This window comes from Nonomuraea sp. NPDC049655 (genome assembly GCF_044465465.1).
Lineage (GTDB): Bacteria > Actinomycetota > Actinomycetes > Streptosporangiales > Streptosporangiaceae > Nonomuraea.
Map to the genome: position 1 here is coordinate 303,307 of NZ_JBITLS010000006.1, position 26,153 is coordinate 329,459.

Sequence of the window (26,153 nt, forward strand, 5' to 3'; positions counted from 1 at the left end):
CCCCAGACGGCGAAACAGAGCGTCACTGAATCCAGAGACGTGTGGCCTTGCCATGAGGTACGGTCGATCTCATAGGCGGCGACCTATTCGGAGGGTCATGGAGCCGCCCGTCCTACTAGGAGGGACAGTGATGGCGTTAAGCCGTCTTGCCCGCGAGTTCGCGGCAGAGATCAGCAATCATGACTGGAGAGATGCTCCCTATCGCCTTGACCGGGCAGGTCATCAGTGGGAGCTAGATTCTCCTGGCAAGCGAAGTGACACGCTGCTGAGCCAGCGAGAAGCTCGATTCGTGAAGACCAACGTGATGTGGGTCGCAGCGCAAGTCCTGGGGCACGAGGACCCGAACTTCGACATCAAGGAGTTCGCGGAGGCCTGTGGCCTTACCGGCATGTCGGAGTCCACGCTCTACTACGGGACACGGCGAAACTCTGAAGGCCGCTACAGTAAGCCTGGCTCATACGAATAGTGCTCCAATCCCGCTCTTCTCAGCCTACGGCAGGAAGAGCGGGACTCTCTTCAGTCGACCGGTGATCTCACCGAGTGGCCTTGAAGATGCGGCGCATGGCTTCGTCTTGCTGTCCATAGATACATTTGGCGTAGACACGTAGCAGAACATCAACACTATGGCCTGCCCATTCGGCCACCTGTGGCGCTGGCACGCCAGCGTTGAGCCATGTGGAAACAGCGGCATGGCGGAGGGCGTAGGGAACCTCCATCAGGGGCGACTTAGCTTCAGACGGTGTGAATCCTTGTGCCCTGGCTTCGTGGAAGACTTTGAGGTAGGCGCGGTCGGTCATCAGGCCGCCGCGGGGGCCGATGAAGACTCGTCCGCCGGGGCCGGCCCCGAATTCCTTAAGGTGCTCGATCAGCATGTTGGACAGCTCGGGATGGATGGGCACTCTCCGTGTCTCGCCTACGGCTCGGTGTTTGAGTTCCCGACGTTCCCGGACCTTGCCGCTGTTTGTCCAGCGACTGCCTGAGCGCGGCTCGGCGTTGGTCAGTCGCATCTCTCCCCAGTCGTCCACCGGAAGGCTGACGAGGTGTTCCTCCCGTAGGTCCACGACCTCTTCGGGCCGGAGCGCGGCGAAGTACATGCATCCGAAGAACGCCTTCATACGCTTGCCTCGCCCGCTGTGATTCTCCACCGCCTCGAGGAAGCGGCGAGCCTGGCTGATGTTGATGACGACGCGCGGGTCCACTGTCGTAGGGGTGCGCTGCTTGGCCCACTTCACGGCCTTGAGGGGGTTGGACGACAGTTCGCCGATCTCCTGGGCGTACTCCATGGCGTTGTTCAGGACCATGCGCTTGCGGTTGGAGGTGTTCGCGGCGGCGGGGTTTCCTTGTTTGGTCTGGCTGATGCGGGCCAGCACGTGGCGCGTCAGCACGGCTCCTGACCCGTGCTCGGTCAGGGCGACGAGCGGTTTGGTGTGGCTCTCCAGCCAGCGCACTACGTCCACGTATTCAGGTAGCGGTTCGGTGGTGTCCCTGACGCGGTTGCTGTACGACCAGCGAAGGGCGGCGCGTACGGCCTCTCGCGAGAACGGGTGCACATCGGTGAGCAGAGCTTCGGTGGCGTCGGTCAGGGCTTCGGCGATGCCCCGGCGGTGGTTCGGGGAGGCGTAAGGCCATTTGGCCTCTGCGTACCGGAGGGTGAAGGCGTACCACCGCATTGGTTCCGGCTGCTCGATCTTGCGCTGCCAGGAGGCCGGCCGGCCGGTGGAGATGGAGAACGGCTCCCCGCGACGGGCTGCCGTCATGAGTTCGGAGCGGAAGGCGTCTGCCTGTGCTGCTGTCTTGAAGGTCTCCTTCCATACCTCGCCGTCGACGTTCCACGAAAGCCGGTAGGAGATGATCGCGCCCTGGGCGTTTTTGCGCTTCTCTATGCTGCGGATGCGCACGTCGTACGTGATCTCCTGCATCAGGCGGCGTCCTCTCGTTCGTTGAGCCAGCGGTCGAGTTCGGAGCGGCGGATGCGTAGTTCGCGGTTGGCGAGAGTGATGCAGCGTGGTCCCTGCTTCTTGACGCGCCAGTCGTAGAAGGTGGAGCGGGCGATCTTGAGTTCGGCGCAGACCTCGGCGACGGTGAGCTTTTCGTCGGTGCGGGTTGTTGTCTTCAAGGGCGGTTCCTTCTCAAGCTGCTTGCTGGTGGAGGCTTGGGTGGACGGCGTAGGCCGGTGATGGGCGGCGGCCGGGGCCGGTGCGGGGTGGTTCGGGCTCGCGGCGGATCCAGCCGAGCTGCTCCAGCAGGTCGAGGGCGGGTTCTAGCTCGGTGACCTTGCGAAAGCGGTTGCGTGGCAAGGCGGTGAAGGCTTCGCGGACGGTGAAGCGCTGCGTGCCGGTGCGCTGCAGCCAGGCGTGTACGACGCGGGCGGCTTCGAGGTCGGGGTCGGCGCCCATGGCGTCGAAGGTGGCCAGGGCGTGGGCGATGAAGTACTGGCCGATGGTGATGGCGGCGTTGACGGTGTCGGCGGTGATCGGGTGGCGCCAGCCGTCTTCGACGCGGCCGGCCAGGTGGATGAGGCCGGCGATGCGCATGACGGCACCGTCGAACTTGCCGGCCCAGTCAGTGATGTGGCCGAGGTCGCCGGAGTCTGGGCGCAGGCGGCGTTCGGTGCTTCGGCGGTGTTCGGTGAAGATCTCGGCGGCGTCGGGTGACAGGACGAGCTGGGCGGGATCGTGCCAGTCGTGCATGTCGATGGTCAGGCGTTGCAGGTTGGCGTCGTAGCGGGTGGCGATGTGGTCCGGGACGGTGGGTGCGTCGACGTTGCGGTAGCCAACGTTGCTTTTCGGGAGGCTGTAGAGGATGCGGCCGAGCAGGCCCTTGCCGCGGAAGCCGGGCATGGTGGCGATGTCGGAAACGATCTCGGGCTGGACGGCCAGGCCCATGGTCAGGACGGCTTGGTCGACGCGTTCGCTGCGGCCTCGGCGGTCGATGATTAGTGGGTCTCCAGCGTGGCCTTTGAGGAACAGGTCCAGGTTGGGTGTGCCGGAGTAGCGGCCGGCGAGGGTGGCGAAGATGCCGCCCTCGGCGGACAGGACGGCGAGACGGCCTCCTTGCTCCACGAGGATGGTGGAGGCGGATTCGGGCGTGACGTCGTCGGCCATCAGCCGTGGCTTGACCGGGACCTTGATCTCTTCCACGGCCAGGGCGGCGCTTTGGGCCTCGGCGATTGCCTCGGCAGCGGACTCGCCGCGTGCCGAGCTGGCCGCGCGAGCGGCCTTCTCGGCGAGGTCCTCAGCCAGGCGGCGCGAGACTTCGGCCTCGGTGATCTGCGGACCGATGCGGCTGAGCAGGGCACGTTCGGCGTGGATGAGCGGGTTGGTCATGGCGCGGAACACGGCGGACTTGCGTGACCCGGGTGGCATGGCGACCAGGATGAACAGGTTCACCGGCTCGACCCATGAGCCGCGAACGTTGACCACTGCCCGTCCGCCGGCTGCGGTGGACAGTGCGGCCAGGGCGACGCAGCCTGCCAGGTCGAGTGGTGTCTGTGTCTCCTCTGCTACGGCGCTGACGTGGTCGGCGACCCAGCCGGGAAGGGCGTGGACCGGGAAGGGCGGGAGTTCGCCCCGCTGACCAAGGGGGGCCGGTGCGTCCCATGGTGCGGGTGCGTTGTGCAGGTCGGTGAGCTGCTTTGCGGCACCGAGGTTGCTCAGGATGGTTTCGGCGGTGGGGCGTCCGTTGGTGGTCAAGCGGCTGCCCTCCTTGGTCGGCGTAGGCCGCTGTCGAGCCCGGAGCGGATGGTGTTGAACGCCTCGCGGAAGTCGAGCCCGACAGCCTCGGCTGCGTTGTGCAGGCACGCCTCGGTGAGGTTGCGTGGGAGCAGGCTGGACGCGATGAGCTGGCCCAGGGCGAAGGCGGCGAGGTTGAGGGTGTCGTTGCGGGTGCCGGGGACGGCGTCCAGCACTCGTTCGACCTCGCCACGCAGTGCCGCCAGGGCGTACCCGGCTGCCCGGTCCCCGCCGCAGGCGGCCAGCACCGCCCCCGCAGCCGTGCTGGGCGTGGGCGGCGGGGGAGAGCTGAGACGCTCGGTCAGCCAGGCTGGAAGCGTGGCCGGAGTCGGCTCGTGCAGGACGTCGTAGGAGCCGCTGCCGTCCCGCTGGGTGACGTGGCTGCCGGGGCCGACGACGTAGCCGCCGTTAGCGCGGGTGTCGATCTTCCAGCCGAGTCTGCTGGCGGTGTTCCGGAGGTCGGTGTCGGCCGGGGTGGTGAAGTAGAGGTGGGTGCCGCCGCGTCGGGTGCGGACTGTGAAGGTCTCCAGTGGCAGCGGTTGGCCGGCCTGTTCGCAGAGCGAGGCCAGGACGTCCGCGCCGTCGTTGATGCCGGGCCGCGCCCAGTCGGGCGGCGGGTGCTCGTCGGGCTTTGGTACGTCCAGGTCGAGCACCACCAGGCCGGACGGGCCGCAGGCGATGCCGATGTTGAACGGGGCGCGGGCCCACATGTGGCGGATGAGGGCGGTGTCGGTGGTGGCGTGCTGCTCCCAGGCGGTGAAGCCGGGTAGCGGGCGCTTGTCGTACGGGGTGAGCGGGAAGACGTGCCAGCCGCGGGCGGCGGCGGCCAGGGCGTAGCGGGTGAGGTTGCGCATGTGGGTCTCCTGAGAGGGCGGCATCAGTGGTTGCCATCGCGGTGGAGGCGGCGGGCGTAGAAGTAGAGCTGCCAGCCGAGGCGCGGGCGCTTGCCGGTGCCCTCGCAGGCGCGGCAGGTGCGGTTCTTGCCGCCGGGACGGCATCGGGTGCAGCGGCCCCAGGGCGATGCCAGACACACGACGATGTAGCTGAGAGTGACGAACGGTAGGCAGGCTGCTAGAAGGGCGATGACGCTGGACATGAGGGCCTCCGGGGCCGATTTCAGGGTTTCCGCAGGTCAGGCTCTAGACGCTAGAGCCCAGATAGAACACGGTTTCGGGCTCTAGGGGAGCCTCTAGACCTAGAGGGATGCGCCTCTAGGTCTAGAGGCGATCGGGTGAGCTACGACGCCTTGCCCTTGTCACGCAGGGTGATGGCCGTGGTGAGGTCGTCGCGGGCGATGCCGATGCGGTTGGCGCCCTTGCCGCCGCCTTCCGGGGTGCCCCATACCTGCATGGTGCGGACGCCGTACGGCTTGAGCGCGGTGGTGAGCTGGGCGGTCTTCGCCCCGCCTTCCAGTGCCGCCCATGCGCCGTAGACGTCGGGTCGGAGTTGGGCCAGGCGGTCCACGATGACCTCGTTCCAGACCTTGGCCTCGGACGGCGGGACGACGGCCAGGATGTCGGCCAGCAGGTCGAAGGTCGGCGCGGACTGCTCGGGCGTCTCGCCGAGGGCGTAGCCGGTGAGCGTGCCCGCCGTCTTGCGGAGTGCGTAGGCGCGGTCGGCGATGAGCTGGGTTTCCGGGGTATTCAGGTAGGCGGCCTTGACGACCTTGGGCATCGGTGTCGCGCCGACCAGGTAGCCGGTGCCAGCGTCCTTCTCCGGGACGAACACCGTGGCGCGGATGCCGTTCTTGTACGCCGAGGTGCCGAGGATCATGTCGTTCTCAAGCTGGCCGGCGACCCGCAGGCAGAAGCGGATGGCGACGTTCGCGGAGATGCCGGTGGGCAGGCTGTCGCGGTCCGGGCGCTGGGTGGCCAGGATCAGGACGACGCCCAGGGCGCGGCCGAGCTTGATGATGAACTCGGCGTCGTCGCCTGCCTTGTCGCCGTACTCGGGATGGGCGAACAGGTTCTGGCACTCGTCGATGATGCAGACCTGCGGATGCAGGCCCAGCGAGCGCTTGTCGGCGATCTGCCGGGTGACGCGCTTGTCCGGGCACAGGTCCGCGGGCAGGGCCTTGAGTGCGGCGGAGCGGCGCATGACCTCCTTGCGCAGCAGGGTCAGGGAGTCGGCGGCGTAGGCGATGGCCTCGTCCTCGATGCCGGAGACGTAGCGGTGACAGACCTTGTCGTACGGGTCCAGGTCGCCGGTGCCCTTGAGCTCGTGGAACCACGCCTCGACCGTGGGATCGAGCACGATTCCGGCGGCCAGCTCGCGGATGGACGAGGTCTTGCCCTGGCCGGGCTGGGAGCCGATCAACACGTTGTGCTGGATGAGCGGCACGGTGACCAGGCGTCCACGCGGGTCGTTGCCGAACGGGATGCCCTTAAACACGTCGTGCGAGCCGGCCCGCTTGAGCGGGGATCGCACGATGGTCTTGGACAGATCCTTGTCGCCCACCCACAGGATCAGCCGTCCCTCGTGGACGGACGGGTCGCCCTCCGGCCAGATGCAGCCGAGCGGGCGGCGTAGCGCGCCGGACAGTTGCTTCCGCCTGTCCAGCACGTCGGCCACGGTCACGCCGTACGGCAGGTCGATGTCGGCGCGCCAGCCGGGGCCGTCGCGGGTGATCGGGGCGACGAAACGGATGGCGTCCTTGGGGTTCTTGGACAGGGCCTGCGTGATGCCGGCGATGCCGAGCACGCTCAGCGCGCGGACCACGATGTCACTGGTCAGCTTCTCCACCTCGGACGCCATGACGGCCCGGTTGATGAGCGGCCGGTCGGCGGGCTTGCCGAGGAGGCCCAGCACGGCCATGGCCACGGCGAGCGCTCCCCAGCGGGCGGTGGACGGCTCGTTGGCCGCGACGATGGCCAGGACCAGCAGCGCGATCAGGATCGTCCCGGTGATCCAGACACGCAGCCGCACACGTGAGTCTCGTTGCCTGCTCAGCTTCAGGTACCCCTCGTAGTCGGATTTGCGGACGGCCGCCACGCGTGCGGGTTCGCCTTCCAGGTCGAACGTCCACCGCGCCATGCCGTTCACCAGGCGGACGAAGCCGCGCGGGGCGCGGGCGGTCAGCCGTCCGGCGTAGAGCGGGGCGCGGAGGGTCTGGTAGCAGGCGACGTGCAGGTAGTGGAGGCTCGCCCAGCGGATGGTCTCGACGGCCTCGGAGCGGGAGCGCAGCCACAGCGGGATGATCGGCTGTCGGGTGGTCGCCTTCCGTTCCAGGCTCGCCCGCCAGTCCGTCCGGGTCGGACCGGGCTGGTCCACTCGGACGATCTCGCCGTCGAGGACCGGTCCGTCCGCGTCGTTCTGCGCGGGCTTCTTCGGCTCCGATTGGGAGTGGTCGGAGTGGCGTCCGGACCGGGCGGCGTCGAGGTCGACGATGTCCGCGCCCTTGCCGTCCTGGCGGTCCGGGGTCGGTTGGTCGGACCGGTCTGGAGTGTCGTCCTCGTTCGGGTGGTGGTTGGGGTCGTCCGGTCGGTGAGTCATGATGAAGGCACCTCTGCTGCCTGATGGGTGGTGGGGTCCTGGGGCGCGGTCGTTGTCTTGGCGGATGAGGCCGCGCCCCACGTGACGGTCAGGGACGATGTGCGGTCGGACCGCGATTCGTCCGGGCGGGTGGCGGGTCTGTGGTCAGCGGTCGGCGAGTGCGGTCCGTCCGCTTGGGCGATGTCGGCTTCGGTCGGCAGGGTCAGGGCGAGCAGTTCGGCCAGGAGCATGGCGGTGGTGGCCTGGTCGCGGTCGAAGAGACGTCCGGGGTAGCCGGTGACGGTCCATCCGCCCGCGCCGAGTTCGGCGACGTTCAGGCACCGGTTGGAGCTGATCCGGGTGTCCGTGATGGTCAGGCTCATCAGGCGGCCTCACCCTTGGGCACGGGGCCTTCCGCCTTGAGCTGGGCCAGGAGCGCGCCGGCGCGGTCGGTCGAGATGCTCTGGCCGCGGTTGCGGATGGCGTCGCGGAGGCGGTCACGGGTGAGGGGCTCGCCCTGTGAGAGCAGGTCGGCGGCGATATGCCGTCCCAGTGGCAAGAGGTCTCCTACGTTCCGCGACGTCGGGTTCTGGGGCCGCTTGGGTCCACGGCCATGCCGCCTTGGAGCAGCCGGCGGTAGAGCGGCGCTGGGTGCCTCCAGTTCCGGGAATGTCGCGACCGGCAGTTGCATGTGCCTGGGCGTGAGTTCGCCGAGGCGGTACAGGGCTCGCTCGCGACGGGTGGCCTTCCACCGCCACAGCAGGCCGTACCGGTCCTGAAGCTCCGTTCGGGCCAGGATGCGTTCGCGCTCCCTGCCGAGAGCCTCCGGGTAGCTGCGGATCTCCCAGAGCACCATGCGGCGCCAGAGGGAGACCGTCGCCAGCGGGGCGAGCAGCCAGCGTGAGCGGCGGATGCCGTCCATGTGGTCCGGCCTGGCCAGCTCGGCATGCTTGCGGACGACGTGGGCGCCGACCTCGATGGCGATGACCCATAGGAGCGGCAGCAGGGCGTGGGCGACGACGGCGAACCAGTCCGTCCGTCCTGGCACGGTGAGGTAGGCGGCCACGTTGAGGTAGACCGTCGCGGCGGTTAGAGCCCATGGGATGAAGCGGAGCCAGCCCAGGCGCATGCCGAGGCGGGCAAGGACGATGTCGAGCGCCGAGAACGCCGCGATCCCCAGGTCGATGCCGAGTGGAACGGTCCAGGCGAACCATCCGAACGAGGGCTCGGCCGCCGTGGCGACGCGCTCGAAGCTGTTGACGAAGCCCAGGAGCCCGAGGGCGCCGGTGACGGCTGCGGTGGTGGAGATGGCGGTACGTTCGCCCTCGGTCAACGGGCGAGGCGTGGCCTCGTAGGCGGTCATCGTGTGTCCTTCCTTTGGGTGGATCGTGGGCGGCGTTCGCGGGTGGGGCGTCCGCTGCGGCTCATGCCGCGCTTGCGGTCGGCCTCCAGCCATCCGTCGCGTCCGGCTTCCGGCTGGTAGAGGCTCGGGAGCTTCTCGCCGTGGACGGTGACGCCGGGACGCCCGGAGGTGTCGAGGGTGCGGCGGCTCACGCGGCCACCTCCTCGGTGCAGTCGAGGCACACGCCGAGGTGGCGCGGCAGCACGTAGCCGACGTCGATCAGGCACTCGGGGCACGTCCGGCTGATCTTGAAGATGTCGGTACGGCGGCGAGGGCTCGGGGTGCGCTTCGGCAGGGCGAACCGCACGTCGTACAGGGAAACGGCCCGAACGCGAGGCGGGCCGGGACGCCGGCCGCGCCACAGGGCCTGGGCCTGTGCGCCTTGAGGGCCAGGACGCAGTCCCCGGGCGGCGAGCTGGTGGAGCGTGAGCAGGTGCGCCGGGACCAGGTGCCGTGGGTAGGTGGGAATGCCGTACCGGGCGCCGGACGGGTCCCAGAAGCGGGTGAGGATGCGGCTGGCCATTCAGGCCACCTCCATGTCTGCCAGGTCGGTGGTGTAGGTGGTCAGGGCGGCGGCCGGCAGGCCGGCCCAGATGCCCGAGGTCGGGTGGGTGCGCCTCGCGTACTGCTCGCACAGCGACAGGGCGGGGCAGGTAGCACAGACCTCGCGGGCGACGGCCTCGCGGGCGGCGCGCTCCTCGGTGCTCTCGATGGTGAGCCGCGGTCCGGTGTGCAGCTCGGGGTCGTACGTGCACTCGGGGAGCGGCGTCCCGCCGTCGGCCTGCCAGGTGGCTTCGATGTCGGCGAGCGACATACGAGCCGGGTGGATGGGGCGGTTCGGGTTGTGAGTCACGGCGTCTCTTTCTGCGATCACTTGTTGACGGTGTGGACGAAGCGAGCGAAGGACTCCGAAGCGCTCATGACCAGGTGGGCAGCGGCCTTGACGATGGTCGCCGCGCCCTCCGGGTCCTTCAGGGCGTAGAGCGCGGCGCAGATCGTCAGGACGGTCGGGAGCACTTTGCGCGGACGGATGAGCATGACGAGACCTCTCGGTTCGAGGACCTGTCGTGCAGGTCCTAAGAGACATAGAACATGTATAGCTACGGAGAGTCAAGTGTGAGGGACTGGTTGTGTTGGAGTCCCGCGATGCTTGGCTCGCCCGCTCTTGCTGACTCAAGCCTTCCTCGCCGGGCGCCGCCCCAACACTGTGCTCGTGATCGGGACTGAATGCACAGGGGGTGCTTTTTGGGGGTGATTCAAGCCCTGAGCAGGAGAAACGCGGGCCGGTATTTCTCGGGAAAGCGGGCGTTTAAGGTCGTGTTCGCGCCATGATTGCCGAGGCGTGCACATGTGGAGGTGAAGATGTCTCGAATGCCCAATGTGGGGCTTGCTGATGCGATGCGGCGTGCCGATTGTTCTAATTCGGGGCTTGCTTCACGAGTGCGACAAATTGCGCAAGAAGAAGGCGTAACCCTGAGCTGTACGCACGTGGACGTCAAACGCTGGCTCGACGGAGTGAAGCCGCGGCGTGCCACCGCGCGCTTCATCGCGGAAGCACTCAGCAGGAAGGCCGGCGCCACCTTCACGCTGGACGACATCGGGTTCGCCAGCGTCGTGACTCCGGAGACGCTGGAACGCACGCTGGCTCATGGCGGCGGCATCTCCGACGTGGGGAGTCGGCTGCTGGGCCTGACGCGGCGCGACCTCGCAGACGATCCGGTGGCGCTTCAGTCGGTGGTCGTCCCGGATGCCTGGAACGAGTCCCTCATCGCGTGGCTGCTGTCGCGGCCGGAGCCGGTGCTGGTACGGGAGCACGCGCGGCAGTCTGTCGGCCCGTGGGACGTGCAGACCATTCGCGCCACCACAGAGCTATTCGCCAGTATGGGTTTTCAATTCGGGGGCGGACATGCACGTTCCGCGCTCGTCCAGTATTACCACCGAGAAGTCGTTCCCATGCTCGACGGGAAATTCGAGGAGTCGGTAGGGCGGGCGTTGTACGCGGCGGCGGCCGAAATCACGGAGTTGGTCGCGTGGACGGCGTACGACCTCGGCCGACACGGGCTCGCGCAACGCTATTTCCTGCAAGGACTGCGCCTCGCCCAGGTGTCCGGAGATCGCATGCTGGGTGGTCTGATCCTGGCCGACATGAGCCACCAGGCCAATTATCTGGGCCGATACGACCAGGCCATTCAACTCGCGCGTGCGGCGCAGGAGGGCTGCCGTAACGCGTCCACCGCGACGCCCATGGCCTTGTTCTTCGCCATGGAGGCCCGCGCGCACGCCGGGAACGGCGACGAGGCCGCCTGTGCGCGAGCCCTGCTTGAGGCGGAGAAATGGTTCGCCAAGCGCAACGTGGACGATGACCCCTCGTGGGTCGGGTACTTCGACGCCGCCGAACTGGCCAGCGAGGGCGCGCATTGTTACCGCGACCTTCGCAAGCCGTCCCGGGCGATGGAGTTCGTCGGCCAGGCGGTCGGGCTCTGCGACCCGATGTACGTGCGGACCCTCGCCTTCGACCGGTTGGTCCAGGCGGCAAGCTACGTGCACATGGGCGACCCGTCGCAGGCCGCGGCCGTCGCACTGGAGGCCATCGAACTCGCCGGGCCGCTCAAGTCGGAGCGCTATCTCCGGTACATCCGAGACCTGCAAGCAGACCTGAAGGCGTACGCGGACGATGGTTTGGTGGCGGAGTTCAACGCCGTCGTCGCCCGGAAGTATTCGTCGGAGAGCGATTAGTGCGGTGACCGCTAACGTTCACCGGGTTCAGCGACCTGCGGCCGGTCAGTCGTCGTTGACCAGCCACTGCCGTCCGTCGATCAGCTCCCGGACCGCGTCGAGCTGTCCGGCGTGCGTCGCAGTGTCGACGATCACGTGCATCAGCACTTCGCGCAAAGACCCCAGCCGCCATGACCCCGAACCGAACATCTTCGTCGGCCACCAGGCCGGCACGGCATCGATCGCCGTCGCCCCGATGACCATGTTCGACTGCTCGATCGTCCGTCGATACCGCGCGAGCACGTCCGCACCGGAGAACTCCTCGGGGACCTTCCAACCGAACTCGCCGACCACGAGCGTGTCGATGACCTGGCGATCGGCGGTCATCGCGCCGCGAAACCAAAGCGCCTCGGACCAGGTCAAATGGTGCACCAGGTCGCGGGGCGACCAACCGGACGGCAGCACCACCTGGCGTAGTTGCTCCTCGCCAAGGCCGTCCAGGATGCCCAGGACGTGCTTGCGCTGCGAGTCCAGGTAACCGACCAGTGTTTCGCGCTCCACGGCCTTGCCCTCCCCGCGATATTTGCCGACGTCAGACCATACAACAACGAGATCGGCAACCGCGTGGATCAACGTGAGCGCGGTCAAGCCGGTGCGTTGTCCACCCGGTGAACGTTCATGGTCACCGCATTAGCTGTCGTACCCGTGGCGACGTGGCCCGCCGTATCTCCACAGGAGGTAACCGAGCGGCAGCACGAGCACCAGCAGCCGAGCAGGGGCATCGCGGAGGCCGTCGAACTGGAGTTGGTACAGCAGGCCGGCGCGCAGGGATTCGTCCCCGGTGAGGAGAGGGGCGAGGCCCACCAGCCCGTACACCACCAGGGCGTCCATGACGGTCGTCAACGCGCGCCGCCCAGAGATCGGCAGCGCGGGGGAGTTCGATGCGAGCAGCACCAGCAGGGCAGCCGCCAGCAGGCACAACTCCCAGAGTCCCCAGCCGCCGAACAGAGCCTCGAACCAGTCCGGGGTGAACATGGGCAGTGAGCCCGAGCAGATGCCGTCCCCCTGGTAGTCGGCCGAGAGCGGCCGAGCGAGCGCGATCAGCGCCAGCACCCAGGCAGCACGCGGTCCCGCCGTCGCCGAATGCCGCCGCATCAGGGCGACCAGCACGGCCAGCAGGGGCACGGCCCAGGTCGTCGCGAGTTCGGTGAGGGTGGCGAGGTCGTCGCGCAGCGGTAGGAACGGCGAGTGGTCTACCGCGTCGTACGGACGTACGCAGCTCAGAACGCCCTCGGTGAAGCCCTCGAAGTGCATTTGCGCGAGGTACTGCTCGGGCACGTCGGCGGCCGTGAACAGGGAGGACCAGTCGAACCTGGTCTTCCAGGTATCCCAGGTGGGGTAGGCCGCAGCGGCGAGGGCCGCCATCCAGGCTAACGGGGCGGAAGGTGACACGTCAGAGGCTCCTTTTGCTTCTGGCGCACCCTATCGGTGATCTTGAGCGACGAGAGCTGTGGCTGTTGGAGAGGGGCATTCCGTCCCTGCGACTGACAGCCGTCACAACATGTCGGATACGGCACGTGAGCCGCAGACACCGACCTTAACTTTCGAGCAGGTGGCACCCGTACTGTGCTCCTGCAGGGCGGTCATCTCCCGGCCCAGGACATCGACCTTAGAAAGCACGCCAGCGGCGAGGTGCGTCGGGCTTCCGCAGCGAGTTCATGCGATTGCGGAACTCCCGGGCTATGGCCGCGTCTTCGTCGACGTTCTGCATGAGCCACGTCGTCATTTTCAGCTCATTGATGTCTCTGAGCACCGGGTAGCCTTCCCAGGCCAGAACATCGAATCCGTACCGCTCCGCGAACCGGTCATAGTCGATGCGCGTTCCCCAGCCGACCGTGTGCTCGATGGCGGTGACTGCGAGGTCCGTCTCCGGGGGGCCGAATGCGAAGCGCTCGAAGTCGATGAGCAGGACCCTTCCGTCGACGGTCCTGATGAGATTCTCGTTGTGCGCGTCCCCATGAACTGCGCACGGCGTGAGAGGGAAGGCCAGTTCGTCGTACGCGCTTTGCAGCTCGCGTCGGCGCGTCAGCAGGAAGTCTCGATCCTCGTCGGTGAGGACGGACGCCGCGTTGATGCGTTCGGAGACGCGGCTGAGGATGTCCATCGCCGGCAACTCCAGGTCGGCGGGGACGGCCAGGCCGTGGAGTTCGCGCAGGACGCCGGCCAGGTCGTCGAGGGTCGCGGACGAGCCGCTGTCGGGGATGAGGTGCCAGAGCGTTACCGGGTGGCCTCTGACGATGAGCGGTTGGTTGTGCGCCGTCGTTCTCGCCGCCGGTATCCCGGAGTCGTTTAGCCAGGCCGAGACGGCTACTTCCTTGTGTACGTCGTCCAGCACCTCGACGCTGCGCGCGATCCTCACGACCACCTGTTCGGCGGGGAGTGCGAACAGAGCGTTCTCACCGAGGCGGATCAGGCGGGCGTCCTGGCTGGCCAGTCCTGTGCTCTCACAGGTCTCGTGCAGGGTCGCCAGCGCTTCGGTGGTGGTGAAGGGGATCGAGGGCGTCTGAGATACGGTCACGTGTCACCTTCGGCTCGTGATTTGACGACGCGGCCCATGCCGGGCCTTTTCTCGATGACTCCTTCCGCTTCCAGCAGCGCGAAGGCGCGCCTGATGGTGATGCGGCCGACGCCGCGTTCCTGGGCGAGCGCGTTCTCTCCGGGCAGGACGGACCCCACAGTGAGCTTGCCGGTGGAGATGTCCTGCCGGAACTCGGCGGCGACCGCGTCGGCTCGGGTTCGCGCGTGCTCGGGGCCGCCGACGAACCAGCCCTTGCCGTGGACGGCTGTGATGAGCCGTTCGCCGGCCAGGAGTTGCAGCGCCTGGCGGGTCGTGCCCTTCGACACCCCGAATTCCTCCGCTGTTGCGGCCTCTCCGGGCAATTGCTGGCCAGGCACTAGGTCGCCGTTCTTGATGCGCGTTCGGAGGGTCTCGGCAATCGACTCGTACTGTGTTGTTGCTGCCCGCGGGGCTGTGGGGTCCTCGCTCTTCACGCGCCGGCCACGGCCGGCCTCGCTGGCCACCAGCCCCGAGCGTTCCAGCTCGGCGACCGCCTGACGTACGGTCCCTCTCGCCACGCCGTACGTGCTGGCGAGGGTGGCTTCGGAGGGCAGCATGGCACCGGCCGGCAGATCGCCCTGAAGGATACGAGCGCGGATGTCCTCTGCAATTCGGACGTAGATACGGGCGTCCTTCGCCTTGTTCATCGCGCTCCCTCGCCGAGGCACAGTGTCTCTAGGGTAGGGCGGGGGACATGGCCACTGGCGAAGCTTCGCAGACCATGTCTCCCCTTGGTCTTCCCCTACGCGCGGCGAGGGGACGCCGTACAGAACCAGCTTGTTCACGCTGGTGGGCAGGCGTCGATCTTGTCGGGCTTGCCGCGCAATCCGCAGAACCCTCCATCCAGCATCCAAGCCCATGACCTCTCGCTGGCCTTCGCGGCCACGGCGCTCGCACTTTGCCGCGGAACACCGCAGATTGGATCAGCTCTCTTTTTCAAGGGGGTTGCTCTGGTGGCGGTTCACGTGGTCTTCCCCGGAAGTGCCCGGCCACGCTGCTTGGGACGAGCAGCCATCCGAGCCCGAGCCTTCCGCTTGTGCTCGTCCTCGTGAAGGATGAGCAGCGCCTCCCAGACGGACCGCGCATGCCGGTACAGCCCTCTGGCCGTCTCCTCATATTGGCCTGTAGAGGTGCGCCGGAGGATCAGGAACTGTCCGCCCTGGCAGGCCCACTCAAGGGCACCGCAGCATGAGGTCTCCGTGATCCGGATGCGGTCCCTCGGAGGACGCAGATACGGCTCCCACTCAGGTACGGGCTCGTCAGGAGGCTGGGTCATGCTCCGGTTCCCCTGCGCCGTACTGCCTCACGTACCGGTAGACCTTGCGACGGCTCCGCTGCCAGGTGCACCTGTAGGCGAGTTGCAGGGGCGAGTCGGCGACCAGCTCCCGCTGGACGCCGTAAGCGACTTCGCCGGCCGTCAGCTTGGGCAGCGGCCTTGCATGCCATAGGCCCGCGACGTCGCACCAGACGTAGAAGCGCCTGAACGCACCGCGCAGATCAAGCTCACATGCCTGTTCAAGCGTCGACGTCATGCCGGCCGCCCCTGCAGTTGGCGAGCCGGATGGATGTGCGGAGGTCCTGCAGCGTTCTCGACGTTGCCGATCAGAGTCGACTGCCAGGCCAAGGCCGTCGCGAGCGCGATCGCGTCCTCGCACCTGATGATGCGCATGACCCCCTCCGCCACCAGCTCGACGGTCAGAGACCGGTTCGGCACGGCGGTCCACCACAGCCTCTCCGTGGAGTCGAGCTCCAGGGCGATGTCCCAGGCCGGATACGTGCCGCGCAGTACGGAGAGCTGGCGGTCCCGCAAGTCCTGTATGAGCGCCGCCAGTGCGGAGGCTTGGCGAACGCTCTGAGCCGTGGCCTTCAGCAGCTCGTCCAGCCCGGCTTTGGTGTCGGCGTCTAGGTGATTCGTGTCCCAGTACACGAATCCATCACAACGCTGAGTAACGACGCGTAGACAGATGTGATTGGGGGACACTGGGGGCGGCGACCGTGTCCCCCAACTCGGTGGTGAGGTGCGACGGCATGCTGGAACAGCCCAGAACTCCCCGGTGGGCCGAACGCATTCGCGATGAGCGACGTCAGCGCGGCTGGTCACAGAAGCAACTGGCCAGACACCTGTTCCAGGCGGCGGGCGAGGAGATCGCCTTGCCCGAGTTCGAGTCGGTGGTCCGCAGAATCAAAGACCACGAGGCAGGCAACAGCCGCCCGAAGGACCCATACCCCTTGCTGTACTGCCGCGTGTTCGGCATGGACGAGGCCGTCCTCTTCGACCATGACGGCGAGCTGGTGGGGACGCTGCCGACGAGCGGTGACCTGATCGAGCACACAGCCTGGATCGAGCAGACCAACGTCGGCAACAGCACCATCGCCATGATTGACGAGACCCATTACCACCTGACGCAGCGCCACACCCAGACTGCACCCGCGCCGCTGCTCGCCGATGTGCTCCGCTTGCACCGGCGAGTGCTGGCGCTCCTGCGGGGTGGCAAGCAGCGGCTTCATCAGACGCGTGAGCTGTTCCGGATCGACGCCGAACTCCTCGCCCACGCCTGCATCCTGCTGGGCGACCTGTACGACGACGAATCGGCCATCGTCCACGGCAGGGCCGCCCTCCTGTCCGCTCAAGAGGCCGGCGCGAGCGAGGCCGCGGCGCTGAGTGCCCAGGCCAAGACCGAGCGTTGGCGATGCCGGTACGCCGTCTCTGCTGACGCGGCCAGACGCGGCTACGAATGCAGCCCGCCCACACCCCTGCGGGTACTCCTCGCCAGCCAGGAAGCGAACGCCGCAAGCCTGCTCGGCGACTTCGACCGAGCCCGGGAAGCCCTTCACCGAGCGGACGAGGCAGCCGGTTCCGTGGCCAGCGACTCCGGCGTGACGCCCTGGTCGTGCCCGGCGCCAAGGCGGGCACTGTACGCCCTGTCGGTGGCACTCCAAGCGAGCGACCATGCCGCAGCCCTGCAGGCGGCAGCGGCGGCCGACGACGCATGGGCCAACGGCGCTCCCTGGGTGGCCGGCACCTGGGCACAAGTCCGCTTCGGCGCCGGAATCGCGTACGTGATGATGGAGGACCTGGACGCCGCTGCCGAACAGGTGACACCCGCCCTGTCCCTGCCACCCGAACACCGCCTGTCCACGATCACCAACTACCTGGTGCGAATGGATGCACGATTGGCCGCCCCCCGGTTCCGCGGCTCGGATATGGTGACCACGCTGCGCGAGCAGATCAAGACGTTCAACTCCGCTCGGGCTCTGCCCGCCCCTGTCGAGGAGGATGCGTGAGCCCGTTGCCAACGCGGATGGTGAACCGCTGGGAGAAGCGACGAGCGCTCATGCTGCCGCCAGGCCAGGGCCAGCTCTACTGGCATGTCCTCCTGGGAGAGGACCCTGAAGCACGGGCCATCGTCCAAGAGGCTCACGACCGCCTGGCCGGCCTGTCCGGCCTCGATCTGGTGCCGCAGAAGTTCATCCACCTCACCACGTTGGTCGCCGGCTACTCACAGGAGATCACTGATCATCAGGTGAACGTCATGGCACAGGAGGCTACGGCTCAACTCGCGCGGATCGCACCTATCACCGTGACGCTCGGGCGTGTGCTCTACCACCCTGAGGCGATTGTGTTGGAGGCACGGCCCGCGGACCGCCTGCGTCCCCTGCTCGAAGCGGCGAAGTTCGCCACGCGAGCGGCCACCGGCCGTGAGGGCGCCCTCGCTCATACAGTGTGGATCCCGCACGTCACTGTGGCCTACAGCAGTGCTGATGGCCCGGCGGCTCCCATCATTGGGGCGCTGGGCAAGCAACTCCCCGAACGTGACGTCACCATCCGTAGCATCCACATCGTCAACCAGGACGGACCGGAAACGGTTTGGGACTGGCGTCCGTTGGCACAAGTGCGACTCGGGCCCCATGAGGGCGTCACCGTCACCGCGTGACTGCTGAGACCTTCTTTTCAGCCACATGATCCATCAAGCAACTCGCCGCTCATTTCCTGTCTGATTCTTCTAGAAGCCCCGAGGATCAGTTGTCGCAGCGCTCTCCACGCCGATCTCTGTGCCATTAGGTCGCGACTGCGATCCACCACGACACCACGACCAACCATCGCGGAACGGACTCCGGCAACAGGCAGAGGGCGTGCTTGTACGCCGGGCCATCTTGGCTCCGTGAAGGCATTACAAGATTACGTGTTGACCGCCGAGAGGTCGGTTTGAGGGGCCGGCGGTCAGCGGCGTGATCCGCGCCAGGCGGTGGTTGTGCGGAAAACTGCGGCATTCTGCTTTACCGCCGCAACTTGTTGTGCGACTAGCCTAAACTCTGTCCAAACTGCTAGGGCGCCCGCTGACCTCTATTCTGCGGAATCTGCGGATGGCGATCCGAGTCAGTGCTGGACAGCACTCGGAGGCGCGGCTCAGGCGACATCTGCGCACGTCATGTTGTCATGCCGGAGGTGGGCAACTAGCTCTGAGTGGAGCTGCCGCTGGAGCGAGCCTTTGCTGGTCATCACCCCAAGAAGCAGATTGATGGTTGCATCGGCCAGCCCAGGGCGCGGAAGTCGCTGATCACCCTGGAGGGATCGCAACAACCAGCGTATTCGGCGTGCTGGCCGGTCACGGGTCACTCATCACCTGTCCAGCAATGCCCACCACGTAGCCCGTTGGCGCGGCAACTGCCTCGTCCGCTTCGGCGACCCCGACACCGCCGACGACCTCCGTTCAGCTCTGGCAGGCATGGACGGCACGTACAACAGAGCCGAATCCGGCGTCCGCTGCGACCTCGGCCACGCCCTCCTGGCCGCTGGCGACCCCGAAGCCGCCCAACCCCACATCCAACGCGCACAGCGACTGGCCACCATGACCGGCAGCAGCCGCCAACGCCCGCCGCATCGACGAACTGACGAAGGCCGTCAGCCGCGCCCTCGGCCGTTGAGCCACACCTGAGCCTGGAGCAATCCGATCAAGGTGCCCGACGTCCAGATGTCCCCGCGGGCAATCATGCCCGGGATCTGGCTCATCGGGACCCATTCAAGCCGGTCGGCCTCCACCTCACCCGTAGGCTTGCCCACCAGTTCGGCCCCGCGCCCCACAAAAAGGATGTGCTCGGAATCGACCATCCCGGCCATCGGCCGATATGAGACCAAATGCTCAAGGCCTGTCGGCCGATACCCGGTCTCCTCCTCCACCTCCCGCATAGCCGTGATCATCGGATTCTCACCGGCCTCGATCAGCCCGCCGGGAAGTTCCCACCCCCATCGATCGAACACGAACCGATGTCGCCACATCAGCAAGATTCGATCCTGCTCATCGAGCACCACGGCGATCGCGGCCCGATCCAGATGCACCACATGGTGGTCGAACCGCTCCCCACCTGCGATCTCCACATCAGCCAGCCCCAACCGGATCCACCGGTTGTCATAGACCAGCCGCTCTCCATGCACAACCCAGCGCGTCAGCTCAGCCTCATTACCCACACAACGAAGCTACCGTCCAGCGCTGCAGACGTACATGACTTTCCACGGATAGTTACCGCTGTTGCTGGCGGATCCTCCACTAGGATTGCTAGATTGCAAGGAACGCCCCTTGTCAATCACCTTCCCGTCATCTGGTAGGACATGTCATGCGCGACAATATCCCGTGGGATCTGCTAAAGGTGCGCTTCTCGAAGAGCTTCTCTTCGCTCTCCTGTCCGCGATGGGAGCGAGCGATATCGTCTGGAGAACTGGGGGGACCGGCGGAGGAGCTGCCGACGGCGGCAGGGACCTCGAAGTGAAATTCCCTCGCACTACTCCTGAAGGAGATTTTGAGCTAGAAAAATGGTGGATCGAATCTAAGGGCAGAGCTGGCACTGTAGAGCCTGACGCAGTCAAATCGGCGATACTCAATGCTAGTGGGCGTCAGGATGTGGATGTTCTAGTGATAGCCACAAACACGCAATATAGTAATCCCACTAGAGATTGGGTGGAGGGGTGGGCTCGATCCCAGCCGCGACCAAAAATACGCCTCTGGGATCGTGCGTCATTGCCTAACCTAATCGAAAAGCATCCTGTTGCAGCTTCCAGAATAGTACCTTCCATACTGAAGGATGACGAGCGGCTAGAAGCGCTAACGAAGCATTTTTGGCAAGTCGGGCGCCCGCCTTTTCTGGAGGATGCTAAATATTTCTGGGAGAAGCGTGCTGCTGTGCAGTCACTAGAGGCGATAACAAGCATGGTCGCCGCGGAGGTAATCTATGGAGACCTTGGCGATCGCCCATGGGGGCTACTGGTCACCGAAGAAAACGCAACACAGGCGGCAATATTTGCACTCGGTGTCTTCCCGTTAGAGTTTATGCGGCTACAGACATTGCCCGATGAGAAGATGGCTCAGGTTTCTGCTTACCTTCTTCAATCCGCGCTTCGTGTGGGCGAACCAGAGGCGATTTTCGATGTAATCAAGCAGCCGCTTCTCTACGTCGACGGAGGGAAAATTGAGGCCTTTAGGGCTGCTGCTGACGGTTATCAGCAGTATATCACTCTCCCTCTCCGGGAAGTCGCAGTTGGACAGTTGAGAGACGCATGCATCAAAGATTGTGGCCGCTTGATGGGCGATACAGGGCACCTTGGCCCTGACCCGGCATCCGAGATATTTTGGCGGAGGTTCAATAAGGACTTGCCTGGTCATTCGGATCGTATCTTCACGATGATAAATAGACGAGAGCCATGCGTCATCGGATTGCCGCTCTCCGAAGATCGGGAATGCCCTTTCTTTGATCCAGAATCCATCTCTTTGAACATGGTCGAAGACATCAAATATGTCATCCGGACGCGAATGGTTCGGCCAACTGACCAATGGAACCCTAGAAGCAATCGATCGTTCGAAGAGTGACTTTTTGCTGCTGGGGCGCTATTTCGCGAGATCGATAGACTCGGGAGCATGTTGTCCTAGATTCGTTATCACGAGGTCTGGCCACCTGATCCCCAGCGCTTCCTGATCTACAACCATTCGGATGCCTGGAAGGCGATTGGCGCACAGAGCCGGATAGCATAAATTCCGGGTAAGCCTTATCTGCTTATTCTGTCGAGCGTAGATGCTCCCATATGTATTGCTTGCTGTTCGCTATCCATGTGTGGTGATGATCTGGACGATATATGATGATCAATTGAATCAGCTCCTTCGCCTCCTCCCTATTTGTTTCGTGAATGTCTTCGAGGAAACCGGCATGCCATCCGGGAGGCATGTGGAGCGCAATGATGTGCAGGAGCGAGCTGGCCTGGAGCGGCTTTCCATCTTTCTTGATTAGGTCCAGCAAGCTGGCGACTTCGAAGGTGGGACGAGTGCATGCATATTTAAGGACCACGCCTACGTATGGCTCTGAAATCCGTCCATGGAGAGCCTTCAGAAGGTGAAGTAGTTTAGGAATGGATCGATACTTGCCGATGGCTTCGATGATGTACTGAAAGCTGCTCGAATCTTCTTCTCTGAGAGACTCTATGGTCGCTACTAACTCATCGATGCCCATCATAATCGCAGCCTTGCGTAGTTCGATTTTTTGATTTTGCTCCAGTGATTTTTGTTCTTTTGCGGCTACGAGCCTGTTTTTGGGAACGTCGCTTTTTGGCCGCTCGACTGATTCCGGCCCGTTCTCTGATGGGCGTTTATCAGTTACTTCAAGCGCCTCGCTACTCTCAGATCTGACTGACCCTAGATGCTCTTCGGCGCGCAACCAAAGAGTACGAAAGCGTTCGGCCTCGTGATCTGGATCTCGGGTGGGACTGGATATTTTAGCAAGCGTGCGCACGAGGGTCTCTACCGTTAGCCAGCGGGGGAATCCGCGGTGCCCGGATAGAATTTGACGGATTCGCTCGTGGCTGACGGAATCCGGCAGGTCTGACTCTTTGATAAGTCTGCTGATGCGTTCGAAGGAATACCCCGGAGCCGCGTGGTAGAGCTCTTGAAGGGCGATCACGAGATCGCGATATGGCCCAGGGGATAGTTGATCTTCATTCGGAACTCTCAACCGTGCCAATGTCTCACCTCGGCGCTAGCAACTTGCGTCAACGATCGGCAACTACCGTCAACACCATCGTGGCATCTCGGACCAACTTACGTAGGTGTTTTGGCACCTTTCGTCTTGCAGGCGTGGGTGTGTACCAGCCTTGAGATAGCGAGACCTTCGCGATGATGAGCAGCCAGCTCCATTGCTTCACCCGCTTCCTGGTCGGGGAACCATAGAGCTGGCCCGTCCCTTGAGGAGGGGGTAGGTGAAGGAGTCGACGACCAAAGACCCACACCGCCACACGCTTGAGCTGATCGCCTTCGTAGCGATTCTGGCGGCTGGTGTGATCTTGATATGCGTAGCCCATGTTGGCGCGACGGAGTTCGCTGCCTACACGGCAGCAGTGGGTACTCTATGGACCGCCTGGGTGAGGTCGGGTGCCAAGAAAAGTTGATGCAGGACGGCAAGACCCGTACTGCCCGCAGTCTTGAAGGTGGGCTCTCTACTTGCCGAATTGCGCTGGTAGGTATCAAGCGGCGGCGCGGCGCGCCGCCGTACCTCCGGCCCTCCGCCCGCCCGCCGTCCGGGCGTGCGGCCTGGGGGCCGGTCCCGGACGGCGGCGGGACACCGGGCCGGGCACCGCACGCCGGCCCCGCCGCACGGTCCGATCGCTTCGTCGAGGGTTGCCGCGCCGCCGCACAGATGCAGCCCTTCGATCGCCACGGCGTGGTTGGTCACTGTGCGCGGCTGGGGGCGATCGAAGGTCCAGGGTTCGTTCCTCACCCTGGCCCACCGCGCTAACGTGGCTGATCGCTATGGAGGAAGGCGGCCGTACTGCCGGAGAAGTAGCGCTCGATGAGGGGGCGTACTGGCCACGCCGATAGGGTGACCAGCTCATCCCACAGACGGAGCTGGAAGGAGTTGCCGGGACATGCTGCACAACCTGTGGACGGCGGTAGGCGAATCCGATCGAGCGCAGTGGGACTACACACCACTTGAACGAGTTGGCCCTCTGTGCTTCGGTATGAGCCTGCAGGAATCGATCACCGCGATGGAGGCACAGGGATACATCTCCGAGGCCGTCTTCCAAGTCGGTGAGGTGGGCCCCTTCGAGCAGTTGTGTACGCGATTCCACGCTGTGGACGCCCCCACGTACCGAGCGGACACCGTGGGGTACTACGTCGGCCCTTTGGGATTGACCTGCATTAGTGTCGACGCCTTGTCCGGACCACAGGTCTCGTTCGATGGGATCCGGCTGGTAGGTCGGCCGCCCTCGGAGCTCTCAGCTGAGCTCAGCGGCTACCTGGAGAAGACCGGCAGGGAAGTAAGGTTCACCCTAGAAGGGGACGTCGGCTCAGAAGAGCTGGGGATATACCCGCGCGCGCAGCGAGCCGGCGACGTTCTGCTCACCCGGTTGATCTTTGGCAGGCCCAACGACTGGGCCAACACCATGTTCGACTGCATTCCGGCCGAGGAGTGGCGCATCCACTGATCCGCTTGTGTGAGGCGACCGTTCACCACGCTCCATCTCATGATCCGGAGTATGCCCGGATTGATCTTCGAGGCACGTGGCATTGGATACTGCCCCACCGCAGGTGGGTGGGCAAGTGGAACCGGAACGTGTGACGCCCTGTAAAACCGTCGGCTCAGCCTACGCAAGTTCGAACCTCGCGCCTGCCACACCAGCGGGAAGAGGCCCGTCACCGGCGGAAACGCGGTGACGGGCCTCTCGCGTTGTGTCCGGCTGTCTACGGCTGGCGCCGACGAACTACGGTTGATCGTTCCCTATACGTTCCCAGACGATCAAAGCCGGCGGAGGCGCCCCTCGGGCCGCGTGTGCTTCCGCTTCGGGGCTCAGTCGCGGGTGGAAACGCGGACCCGTCCATCCCGCGTGCCGTTGCCGGAGGCGGCCGCCCATCCGGAAGGTCTACCTTGTCGCACGAGGCAAGACATTCGGGGCGTTGTCGAGCAATCACATGGTGCGATCTTGCTCACTGGCCGATGATGCTGACATGCGCAGACGGGTACCGGTATGGGGTGGGGCCGGGGGCGCGGTGGCGGCTCTGGCCGGGTTGGGCGTCTACTTCGCGAAGGTCGGGCTGGATCGGGCCGACAAACTGGCCAGCGTGATCGGGGTGTTCGTCGCCCTGGTCGGACTGGGGGCGGCGGTATACGGGCTGGTCGCTGAGCGGCGAAGCGGCGCCTGTCCAGAAGTTCTGCGCGTAACAGGGCGTGAGATCGCCGGGACAGACAGGCATTGACAGGGGCCTCGCCGGGGGGTGGATCGAGGTTGCTCAGACCGTCTCTCCGCTCCGGCGAGGTCGACGATGGAGCTGTCGGTGGCCGCGCAAGATAACGAGGCGGTCGCGCTCGGCCTGAGCACCGTACCCGGCGGCCCGGCCGTGCTCCGCAGGAGCTGGGCTAACGCACGCGAAGACCCGCTCCTCGACGAGACCACGTGGACGGCGACGGTCCAGGGCGGGTGGGTGGTCAGGCTCCCGCGGGGACGGAGGCGGACGGCGCGACCAGCGGATGTCATCGGCATTTCGCCATCGCTACGGGCTGCCGCCATCAAGTCCGTAACCGCAGTTAACGGTCGACCGATTTGATCCGACTCGCCCATGCCCCATCATTAGTCCGCTCCTCAGGAGAAAATGTGCGACGTCGCCCTCTCGTTCTTTTGGCCACCGCGGCGCTCATGCTGGTCGGTACCCCCGCCTTCGCGGCCGGCCAGGCGGCCCCGCCCGCAGATGACCCCGCTCGCGCGACCCTGCTCGCCCGCGCCACGCTGCCCGCCTACACGCCGGCCCCCGGCCCGCCCACCGGCTCCTTCAGCGACCCCAACAACGGCATGACGCCTCCCTACCCCAGCCAGTTGGTGCTCGGCATCTCGTCCATGCTTCCCGACGGTAAGGGCTCGTTCTGGGCCATGCCCGACAACGGTTTCGGGACTAAGGGCAACTCGGTGGACTACCTGTTGCGGCTCTACCACTTCACGCCACAGTGGGAGACGGCCCGCGGCGGAGCCGGGACCATCGACGTGGGCCGGTTCCTCTCACTCGCCGACCCGGACCACAAGATCCCATTCAAGATCGTCAACGAGAACACCGCGGACCGCCTGCTCACCGGCGGCGACTTCGACCCGGAGTCGGTTGCCCGGACCTCCGACGGGTCGATGTGGGTCGGCGAGGAGTTCGGGCCGTTCCTCCTGCACTTCGACAGCACCGGCAAGCTGCTGCAGGCCCCGATCGCCCACCCCTCGCTCACATCCCCGAACAACCCGACGTTGGCGAACGGCGAGCCCACGACGGTGCAGGGCAGCCGCGGCTTCGAAGCTCTCGCCTCCTCCCCCGACGGACGCTTCCTGTACCCCGCGGTGGAAGGCCGGCTGACCAACGACGCCAACCCGTTCCGGCGCTACATCTACGAGTTCGACACCCAGAAGAACCAATACACCGATCGTTCCTGGCAGTACCGGACGGACGGCGAAGACTACCGCATCGCCGACATGCAGTCCCTCGACGCCAACCGGGCCATCCTGATCGAGCGTGAGGACGACGAGGGGCCCAAGGCCACCTTCAAGCGCATCTACCTGATCGACCGGCGCAAGACCGACGCCGACGGCTACCTCGTCAAGACCGAGGTCGCCGACCTGCTGAACCTGCGCAACCCTGCCCACATCGGCTCGGACAACCCCGCCGGGGGTTACGGTCTCGGCGACCCCTTCAAGTTCCCCCTGCAGTCCGTGGAAGCACTGCTCCCTCTGCCGGGCAACAGGATCGCCGTCATGCAGGACAACAACTTCCCGGACAGCGCCGGCCGCGTCCTGGGCAAGACGGACGCCACCGAGATGATCGTGATCGGATTCCCGAAGCGGTAGTACCGAAAGGCCCCGGAAGGGTCTGTCCCTGGAGCCGCCATGCCCAGGCGACGACCAGCCTCAGAAGCATCGAACAGGCCAGTGTCGCCTGCCTGGACGGCTGACGATCCGTGGGACCGCTCGCGGCAAGCAGAAGGTCCCAATGGCTACCTCGATCCAACCCCCGGTGAGGTCCCTGTCAACGCTTGTCTGCCCCGGCGATCCCAGATCCGGTTACGTGCAGAACTTCTGGATAGGCGCTTAAGCAAGTCAACGCTGGCTGCGGCCAATACACGGCTAGTTTGGCGTCGTGCACAAAGAACTGCCAGTTCGAGCCCTGGTTGAGACAGGACTGTAAAACCGTCGGCTCAGCCTACGCAAGTTCGA

At 65.5% G+C, this 26,153-nt stretch carries 28 protein-coding genes; 9 read left to right on the forward strand and 19 right to left on the reverse strand.

What is annotated here, in order from left to right:
- Positions 1-127: 127 nt before the first annotated feature.
- The gene (locus tag ACIBQ6_RS21345; protein WP_397213774.1) at positions 128-466 is read left to right on the forward strand and encodes a hypothetical protein; all 339 of its coding nucleotides are present in this window, start codon (positions 128-130) and stop codon (positions 464-466) included.
- A 67-nt stretch (positions 467-533) separates the two neighbouring features.
- Here the strand turns inward: ACIBQ6_RS21345 and ACIBQ6_RS21350 are convergent, their stop codons facing one another.
- The 12 genes from ACIBQ6_RS21350 to ACIBQ6_RS21405 form a co-directional block, all read right to left on the reverse strand.
- Positions 534-1,919: a tyrosine-type recombinase/integrase gene (locus tag ACIBQ6_RS21350; protein ID WP_397213776.1), complete on the reverse strand. Its 1,386-nt coding sequence runs from the start codon at positions 1,917-1,919 to the stop codon at positions 534-536.
- The gene (locus ACIBQ6_RS21355; protein WP_397213778.1) at positions 1,919-2,116 is read right to left on the reverse strand and encodes a helix-turn-helix transcriptional regulator; all 198 of its coding nucleotides are present in this window, start codon (positions 2,114-2,116) and stop codon (positions 1,919-1,921) included. Before ACIBQ6_RS21355 ends, ACIBQ6_RS21350 begins: the two co-directional genes overlap by 1 nt.
- A 13-nt stretch (positions 2,117-2,129) precedes the next feature.
- The gene (locus ACIBQ6_RS21360; RefSeq protein ID WP_397213780.1) at positions 2,130-3,692 is read right to left on the reverse strand and encodes a YfjI family protein; all 1,563 of its coding nucleotides are present in this window, start codon (positions 3,690-3,692) and stop codon (positions 2,130-2,132) included.
- Positions 3,689-4,585 carry a bifunctional DNA primase/polymerase gene (locus tag ACIBQ6_RS21365; RefSeq protein WP_397213782.1) on the reverse strand — a complete coding sequence of 299 codons (897 nt, stop codon included), beginning with the start codon at positions 4,583-4,585 and terminating at the stop codon, positions 3,689-3,691. The genes ACIBQ6_RS21360 and ACIBQ6_RS21365 overlap by 4 nt, the downstream gene beginning before the upstream one ends.
- Before the next feature lie 23 nt (positions 4,586-4,608).
- A complete protein-coding gene (locus ACIBQ6_RS21370; protein ID WP_397213784.1) occupies positions 4,609-4,827 on the reverse strand; it encodes a hypothetical protein in 219 nt (72 codons plus the stop codon).
- Positions 4,828-4,967: 140 nt separating this feature from the next.
- Positions 4,968-7,223, reverse strand: coding sequence for a cell division protein FtsK (locus tag ACIBQ6_RS21375; protein WP_397213786.1), 2,256 nt, complete (start codon positions 7,221-7,223; stop codon positions 4,968-4,970).
- Positions 7,220-7,585 (reverse strand): hypothetical protein, encoded by a 366-nt coding sequence (locus ACIBQ6_RS21380; protein WP_397213788.1) that lies wholly within the window; start codon positions 7,583-7,585, stop codon positions 7,220-7,222. The genes ACIBQ6_RS21375 and ACIBQ6_RS21380 overlap by 4 nt, the downstream gene beginning before the upstream one ends.
- Entirely contained in the window at positions 7,585-8,565 is a 981-nt protein-coding gene (locus tag ACIBQ6_RS21385; RefSeq protein ID WP_397213790.1) for a DUF2637 domain-containing protein, read from the reverse strand. The genes ACIBQ6_RS21380 and ACIBQ6_RS21385 overlap by 1 nt, the downstream gene beginning before the upstream one ends.
- The gene (locus ACIBQ6_RS21390) at positions 8,562-8,756 is read right to left on the reverse strand and encodes a hypothetical protein (RefSeq protein ID WP_397213792.1); all 195 of its coding nucleotides are present in this window, start codon (positions 8,754-8,756) and stop codon (positions 8,562-8,564) included. The genes ACIBQ6_RS21385 and ACIBQ6_RS21390 overlap by 4 nt, the downstream gene beginning before the upstream one ends.
- Positions 8,753-9,127: an RRQRL motif-containing zinc-binding protein gene (locus ACIBQ6_RS21395; RefSeq protein ID WP_397213794.1), complete on the reverse strand. Its 375-nt coding sequence runs from the start codon at positions 9,125-9,127 to the stop codon at positions 8,753-8,755. The genes ACIBQ6_RS21390 and ACIBQ6_RS21395 overlap by 4 nt, the downstream gene beginning before the upstream one ends.
- On the reverse strand, positions 9,128-9,457 hold the full coding sequence (locus ACIBQ6_RS21400) for a WhiB family transcriptional regulator (protein WP_397213796.1): 330 nt from the start codon (positions 9,455-9,457) through the stop codon (positions 9,128-9,130).
- 17 nt (positions 9,458-9,474) lie between these two features.
- Positions 9,475-9,642 (reverse strand): hypothetical protein, encoded by a 168-nt coding sequence (locus tag ACIBQ6_RS21405; RefSeq protein ID WP_357966596.1) that lies wholly within the window; start codon positions 9,640-9,642, stop codon positions 9,475-9,477.
- Between the two features lie 450 nt (positions 9,643-10,092).
- Between ACIBQ6_RS21405 and ACIBQ6_RS21410 the strand changes: the two genes are divergently transcribed.
- Positions 10,093-11,340 (forward strand): hypothetical protein, encoded by a 1,248-nt coding sequence (locus ACIBQ6_RS21410; RefSeq protein ID WP_397213798.1) that lies wholly within the window; start codon positions 10,093-10,095, stop codon positions 11,338-11,340.
- A gap of 45 nt (positions 11,341-11,385) precedes the next feature.
- Here ACIBQ6_RS21410 and ACIBQ6_RS21415 read toward each other — a convergent pair whose 3' ends face one another.
- The 5 genes from ACIBQ6_RS21415 to ACIBQ6_RS21435 all read right to left on the reverse strand — a co-directional run bounded on the left by ACIBQ6_RS21415 (position 11,386) and on the right by ACIBQ6_RS21435 (position 15,863).
- Complete coding sequence (locus tag ACIBQ6_RS21415; RefSeq protein WP_237104576.1) at positions 11,386-11,967, reverse strand: DinB family protein; 582 nt, start codon at positions 11,965-11,967, stop codon at positions 11,386-11,388.
- 42 nt (positions 11,968-12,009) lie between these two features.
- Positions 12,010-12,771 carry a hypothetical protein gene (locus tag ACIBQ6_RS21420; protein WP_364326991.1) on the reverse strand — a complete coding sequence of 254 codons (762 nt, stop codon included), beginning with the start codon at positions 12,769-12,771 and terminating at the stop codon, positions 12,010-12,012.
- Between the two features lie 217 nt (positions 12,772-12,988).
- On the reverse strand, positions 12,989-13,897 hold the full coding sequence (locus ACIBQ6_RS21425) for an aminoglycoside phosphotransferase family protein (protein ID WP_364326988.1): 909 nt from the start codon (positions 13,895-13,897) through the stop codon (positions 12,989-12,991).
- A complete protein-coding gene (locus ACIBQ6_RS21430; protein WP_397213801.1) occupies positions 13,894-14,583 on the reverse strand; it encodes a GntR family transcriptional regulator in 690 nt (229 codons plus the stop codon). Before ACIBQ6_RS21430 ends, ACIBQ6_RS21425 begins: the two co-directional genes overlap by 4 nt.
- Before the next feature lie 881 nt (positions 14,584-15,464).
- Positions 15,465-15,863 carry a hypothetical protein gene (locus tag ACIBQ6_RS21435; RefSeq protein WP_397213803.1) on the reverse strand — a complete coding sequence of 133 codons (399 nt, stop codon included), beginning with the start codon at positions 15,861-15,863 and terminating at the stop codon, positions 15,465-15,467.
- A 101-nt stretch (positions 15,864-15,964) separates the two neighbouring features.
- Here ACIBQ6_RS21435 and ACIBQ6_RS21440 point away from each other — a divergent pair, with 101 nt between their 5' ends.
- From ACIBQ6_RS21440 to ACIBQ6_RS21450, 3 genes are all read left to right on the forward strand, one after another.
- Entirely contained in the window at positions 15,965-17,221 is a 1,257-nt protein-coding gene (locus ACIBQ6_RS21440) for a multiprotein-bridging factor 1 family protein (RefSeq protein WP_397213805.1), read from the forward strand.
- On the forward strand, positions 17,218-17,871 hold the full coding sequence (locus ACIBQ6_RS21445; RefSeq protein ID WP_397213807.1) for a 2'-5' RNA ligase family protein: 654 nt from the start codon (positions 17,218-17,220) through the stop codon (positions 17,869-17,871). Before ACIBQ6_RS21440 ends, ACIBQ6_RS21445 begins: the two co-directional genes overlap by 4 nt.
- A 792-nt stretch (positions 17,872-18,663) precedes the next feature.
- Positions 18,664-18,873, forward strand: coding sequence for a hypothetical protein (locus tag ACIBQ6_RS21450; protein ID WP_397213809.1), 210 nt, complete (start codon positions 18,664-18,666; stop codon positions 18,871-18,873).
- Here the strand turns inward: ACIBQ6_RS21450 and ACIBQ6_RS21455 are convergent.
- Positions 18,840-19,403, reverse strand: coding sequence for an NUDIX hydrolase (locus ACIBQ6_RS21455; RefSeq protein ID WP_397213811.1), 564 nt, complete (start codon positions 19,401-19,403; stop codon positions 18,840-18,842). The two genes, ACIBQ6_RS21450 and ACIBQ6_RS21455, sit on opposite strands and share 34 nt — an antisense overlap.
- A 109-nt stretch (positions 19,404-19,512) precedes the next feature.
- On the opposite strand from ACIBQ6_RS21455, the gene ACIBQ6_RS21460 reads away from it, so the two are divergent.
- A complete protein-coding gene (locus ACIBQ6_RS21460) occupies positions 19,513-20,796 on the forward strand; it encodes a restriction endonuclease (protein ID WP_397213813.1) in 1,284 nt (427 codons plus the stop codon).
- Positions 20,797-20,980: 184 nt separating this feature from the next.
- Here ACIBQ6_RS21460 and ACIBQ6_RS21465 read toward each other — a convergent pair whose 3' ends face one another.
- Positions 20,981-21,877 carry a hypothetical protein gene (locus ACIBQ6_RS21465; protein ID WP_397213815.1) on the reverse strand — a complete coding sequence of 299 codons (897 nt, stop codon included), beginning with the start codon at positions 21,875-21,877 and terminating at the stop codon, positions 20,981-20,983.
- Positions 21,878-22,838: 961 nt separating this feature from the next.
- On the opposite strand from ACIBQ6_RS21465, the gene ACIBQ6_RS21470 reads away from it, so the two are divergent.
- The 3 genes from ACIBQ6_RS21470 (at position 22,839) to ACIBQ6_RS21480 (ending at position 25,787) form a co-directional block, all read left to right on the forward strand.
- Positions 22,839-23,399, forward strand: coding sequence for a hypothetical protein (locus ACIBQ6_RS21470; RefSeq protein ID WP_397213817.1), 561 nt, complete (start codon positions 22,839-22,841; stop codon positions 23,397-23,399).
- A gap of 520 nt (positions 23,400-23,919) precedes the next feature.
- Positions 23,920-24,168: a hypothetical protein gene (locus ACIBQ6_RS21475; protein WP_397213819.1), complete on the forward strand. Its 249-nt coding sequence runs from the start codon at positions 23,920-23,922 to the stop codon at positions 24,166-24,168.
- Between the two features lie 437 nt (positions 24,169-24,605).
- On the forward strand, positions 24,606-25,787 hold the full coding sequence (locus tag ACIBQ6_RS21480) for an esterase-like activity of phytase family protein (protein ID WP_397213821.1): 1,182 nt from the start codon (positions 24,606-24,608) through the stop codon (positions 25,785-25,787).
- Positions 25,788-26,153 lie beyond the last annotated feature (366 nt).

What these genes read in the sequence shown, in the direction of transcription:
- ACIBQ6_RS21350 (WP_397213776.1), bottom strand. Translation starts at nt 1,919, where the DNA reads ATGCAGGAGATCACGTACGACGTGCGCATCCGCAGCATAGAGAAGCGC.
- ACIBQ6_RS21365 (WP_397213782.1), bottom strand. Translation starts at nt 4,585, where the DNA reads ATGCGCAACCTCACCCGCTACGCCCTGGCCGCCGCCGCCCGCGGCTGG.
- ACIBQ6_RS21370 (WP_397213784.1), bottom strand. Translation starts at nt 4,827, where the DNA reads ATGTCCAGCGTCATCGCCCTTCTAGCAGCCTGCCTACCGTTCGTCACT.
- ACIBQ6_RS21375 (WP_397213786.1), bottom strand. Translation starts at nt 7,223, where the DNA reads ATGACTCACCGACCGGACGACCCCAACCACCACCCGAACGAGGACGAC.
- ACIBQ6_RS21380 (WP_397213788.1), bottom strand. Translation starts at nt 7,585, where the DNA reads ATGAGCCTGACCATCACGGACACCCGGATCAGCTCCAACCGGTGCCTG.
- ACIBQ6_RS21385 (WP_397213790.1), bottom strand. Translation starts at nt 8,565, where the DNA reads ATGACCGCCTACGAGGCCACGCCTCGCCCGTTGACCGAGGGCGAACGT.
- ACIBQ6_RS21395 (WP_397213794.1), bottom strand. Translation starts at nt 9,127, where the DNA reads ATGGCCAGCCGCATCCTCACCCGCTTCTGGGACCCGTCCGGCGCCCGG.
- ACIBQ6_RS21405 (WP_357966596.1), bottom strand. Translation starts at nt 9,642, where the DNA reads ATGCTCATCCGTCCGCGCAAAGTGCTCCCGACCGTCCTGACGATCTGC.
- ACIBQ6_RS21430 (WP_397213801.1), bottom strand. Translation starts at nt 14,583, where the DNA reads ATGAACAAGGCGAAGGACGCCCGTATCTACGTCCGAATTGCAGAGGAC.
- ACIBQ6_RS21440 (WP_397213805.1), top strand. Translation starts at nt 15,965, where the DNA reads ATGCTGGAACAGCCCAGAACTCCCCGGTGGGCCGAACGCATTCGCGAT.
- ACIBQ6_RS21450 (WP_397213809.1), top strand. Translation starts at nt 18,664, where the DNA reads ATGGACGGCACGTACAACAGAGCCGAATCCGGCGTCCGCTGCGACCTC.
- ACIBQ6_RS21470 (WP_397213817.1), top strand. Translation starts at nt 22,839, where the DNA reads ATGCTGCACAACCTGTGGACGGCGGTAGGCGAATCCGATCGAGCGCAG.
- ACIBQ6_RS21475 (WP_397213819.1), top strand. Translation starts at nt 23,920, where the DNA reads ATGCGCAGACGGGTACCGGTATGGGGTGGGGCCGGGGGCGCGGTGGCG.
- ACIBQ6_RS21480 (WP_397213821.1), top strand. Translation starts at nt 24,606, where the DNA reads ATGCTGGTCGGTACCCCCGCCTTCGCGGCCGGCCAGGCGGCCCCGCCC.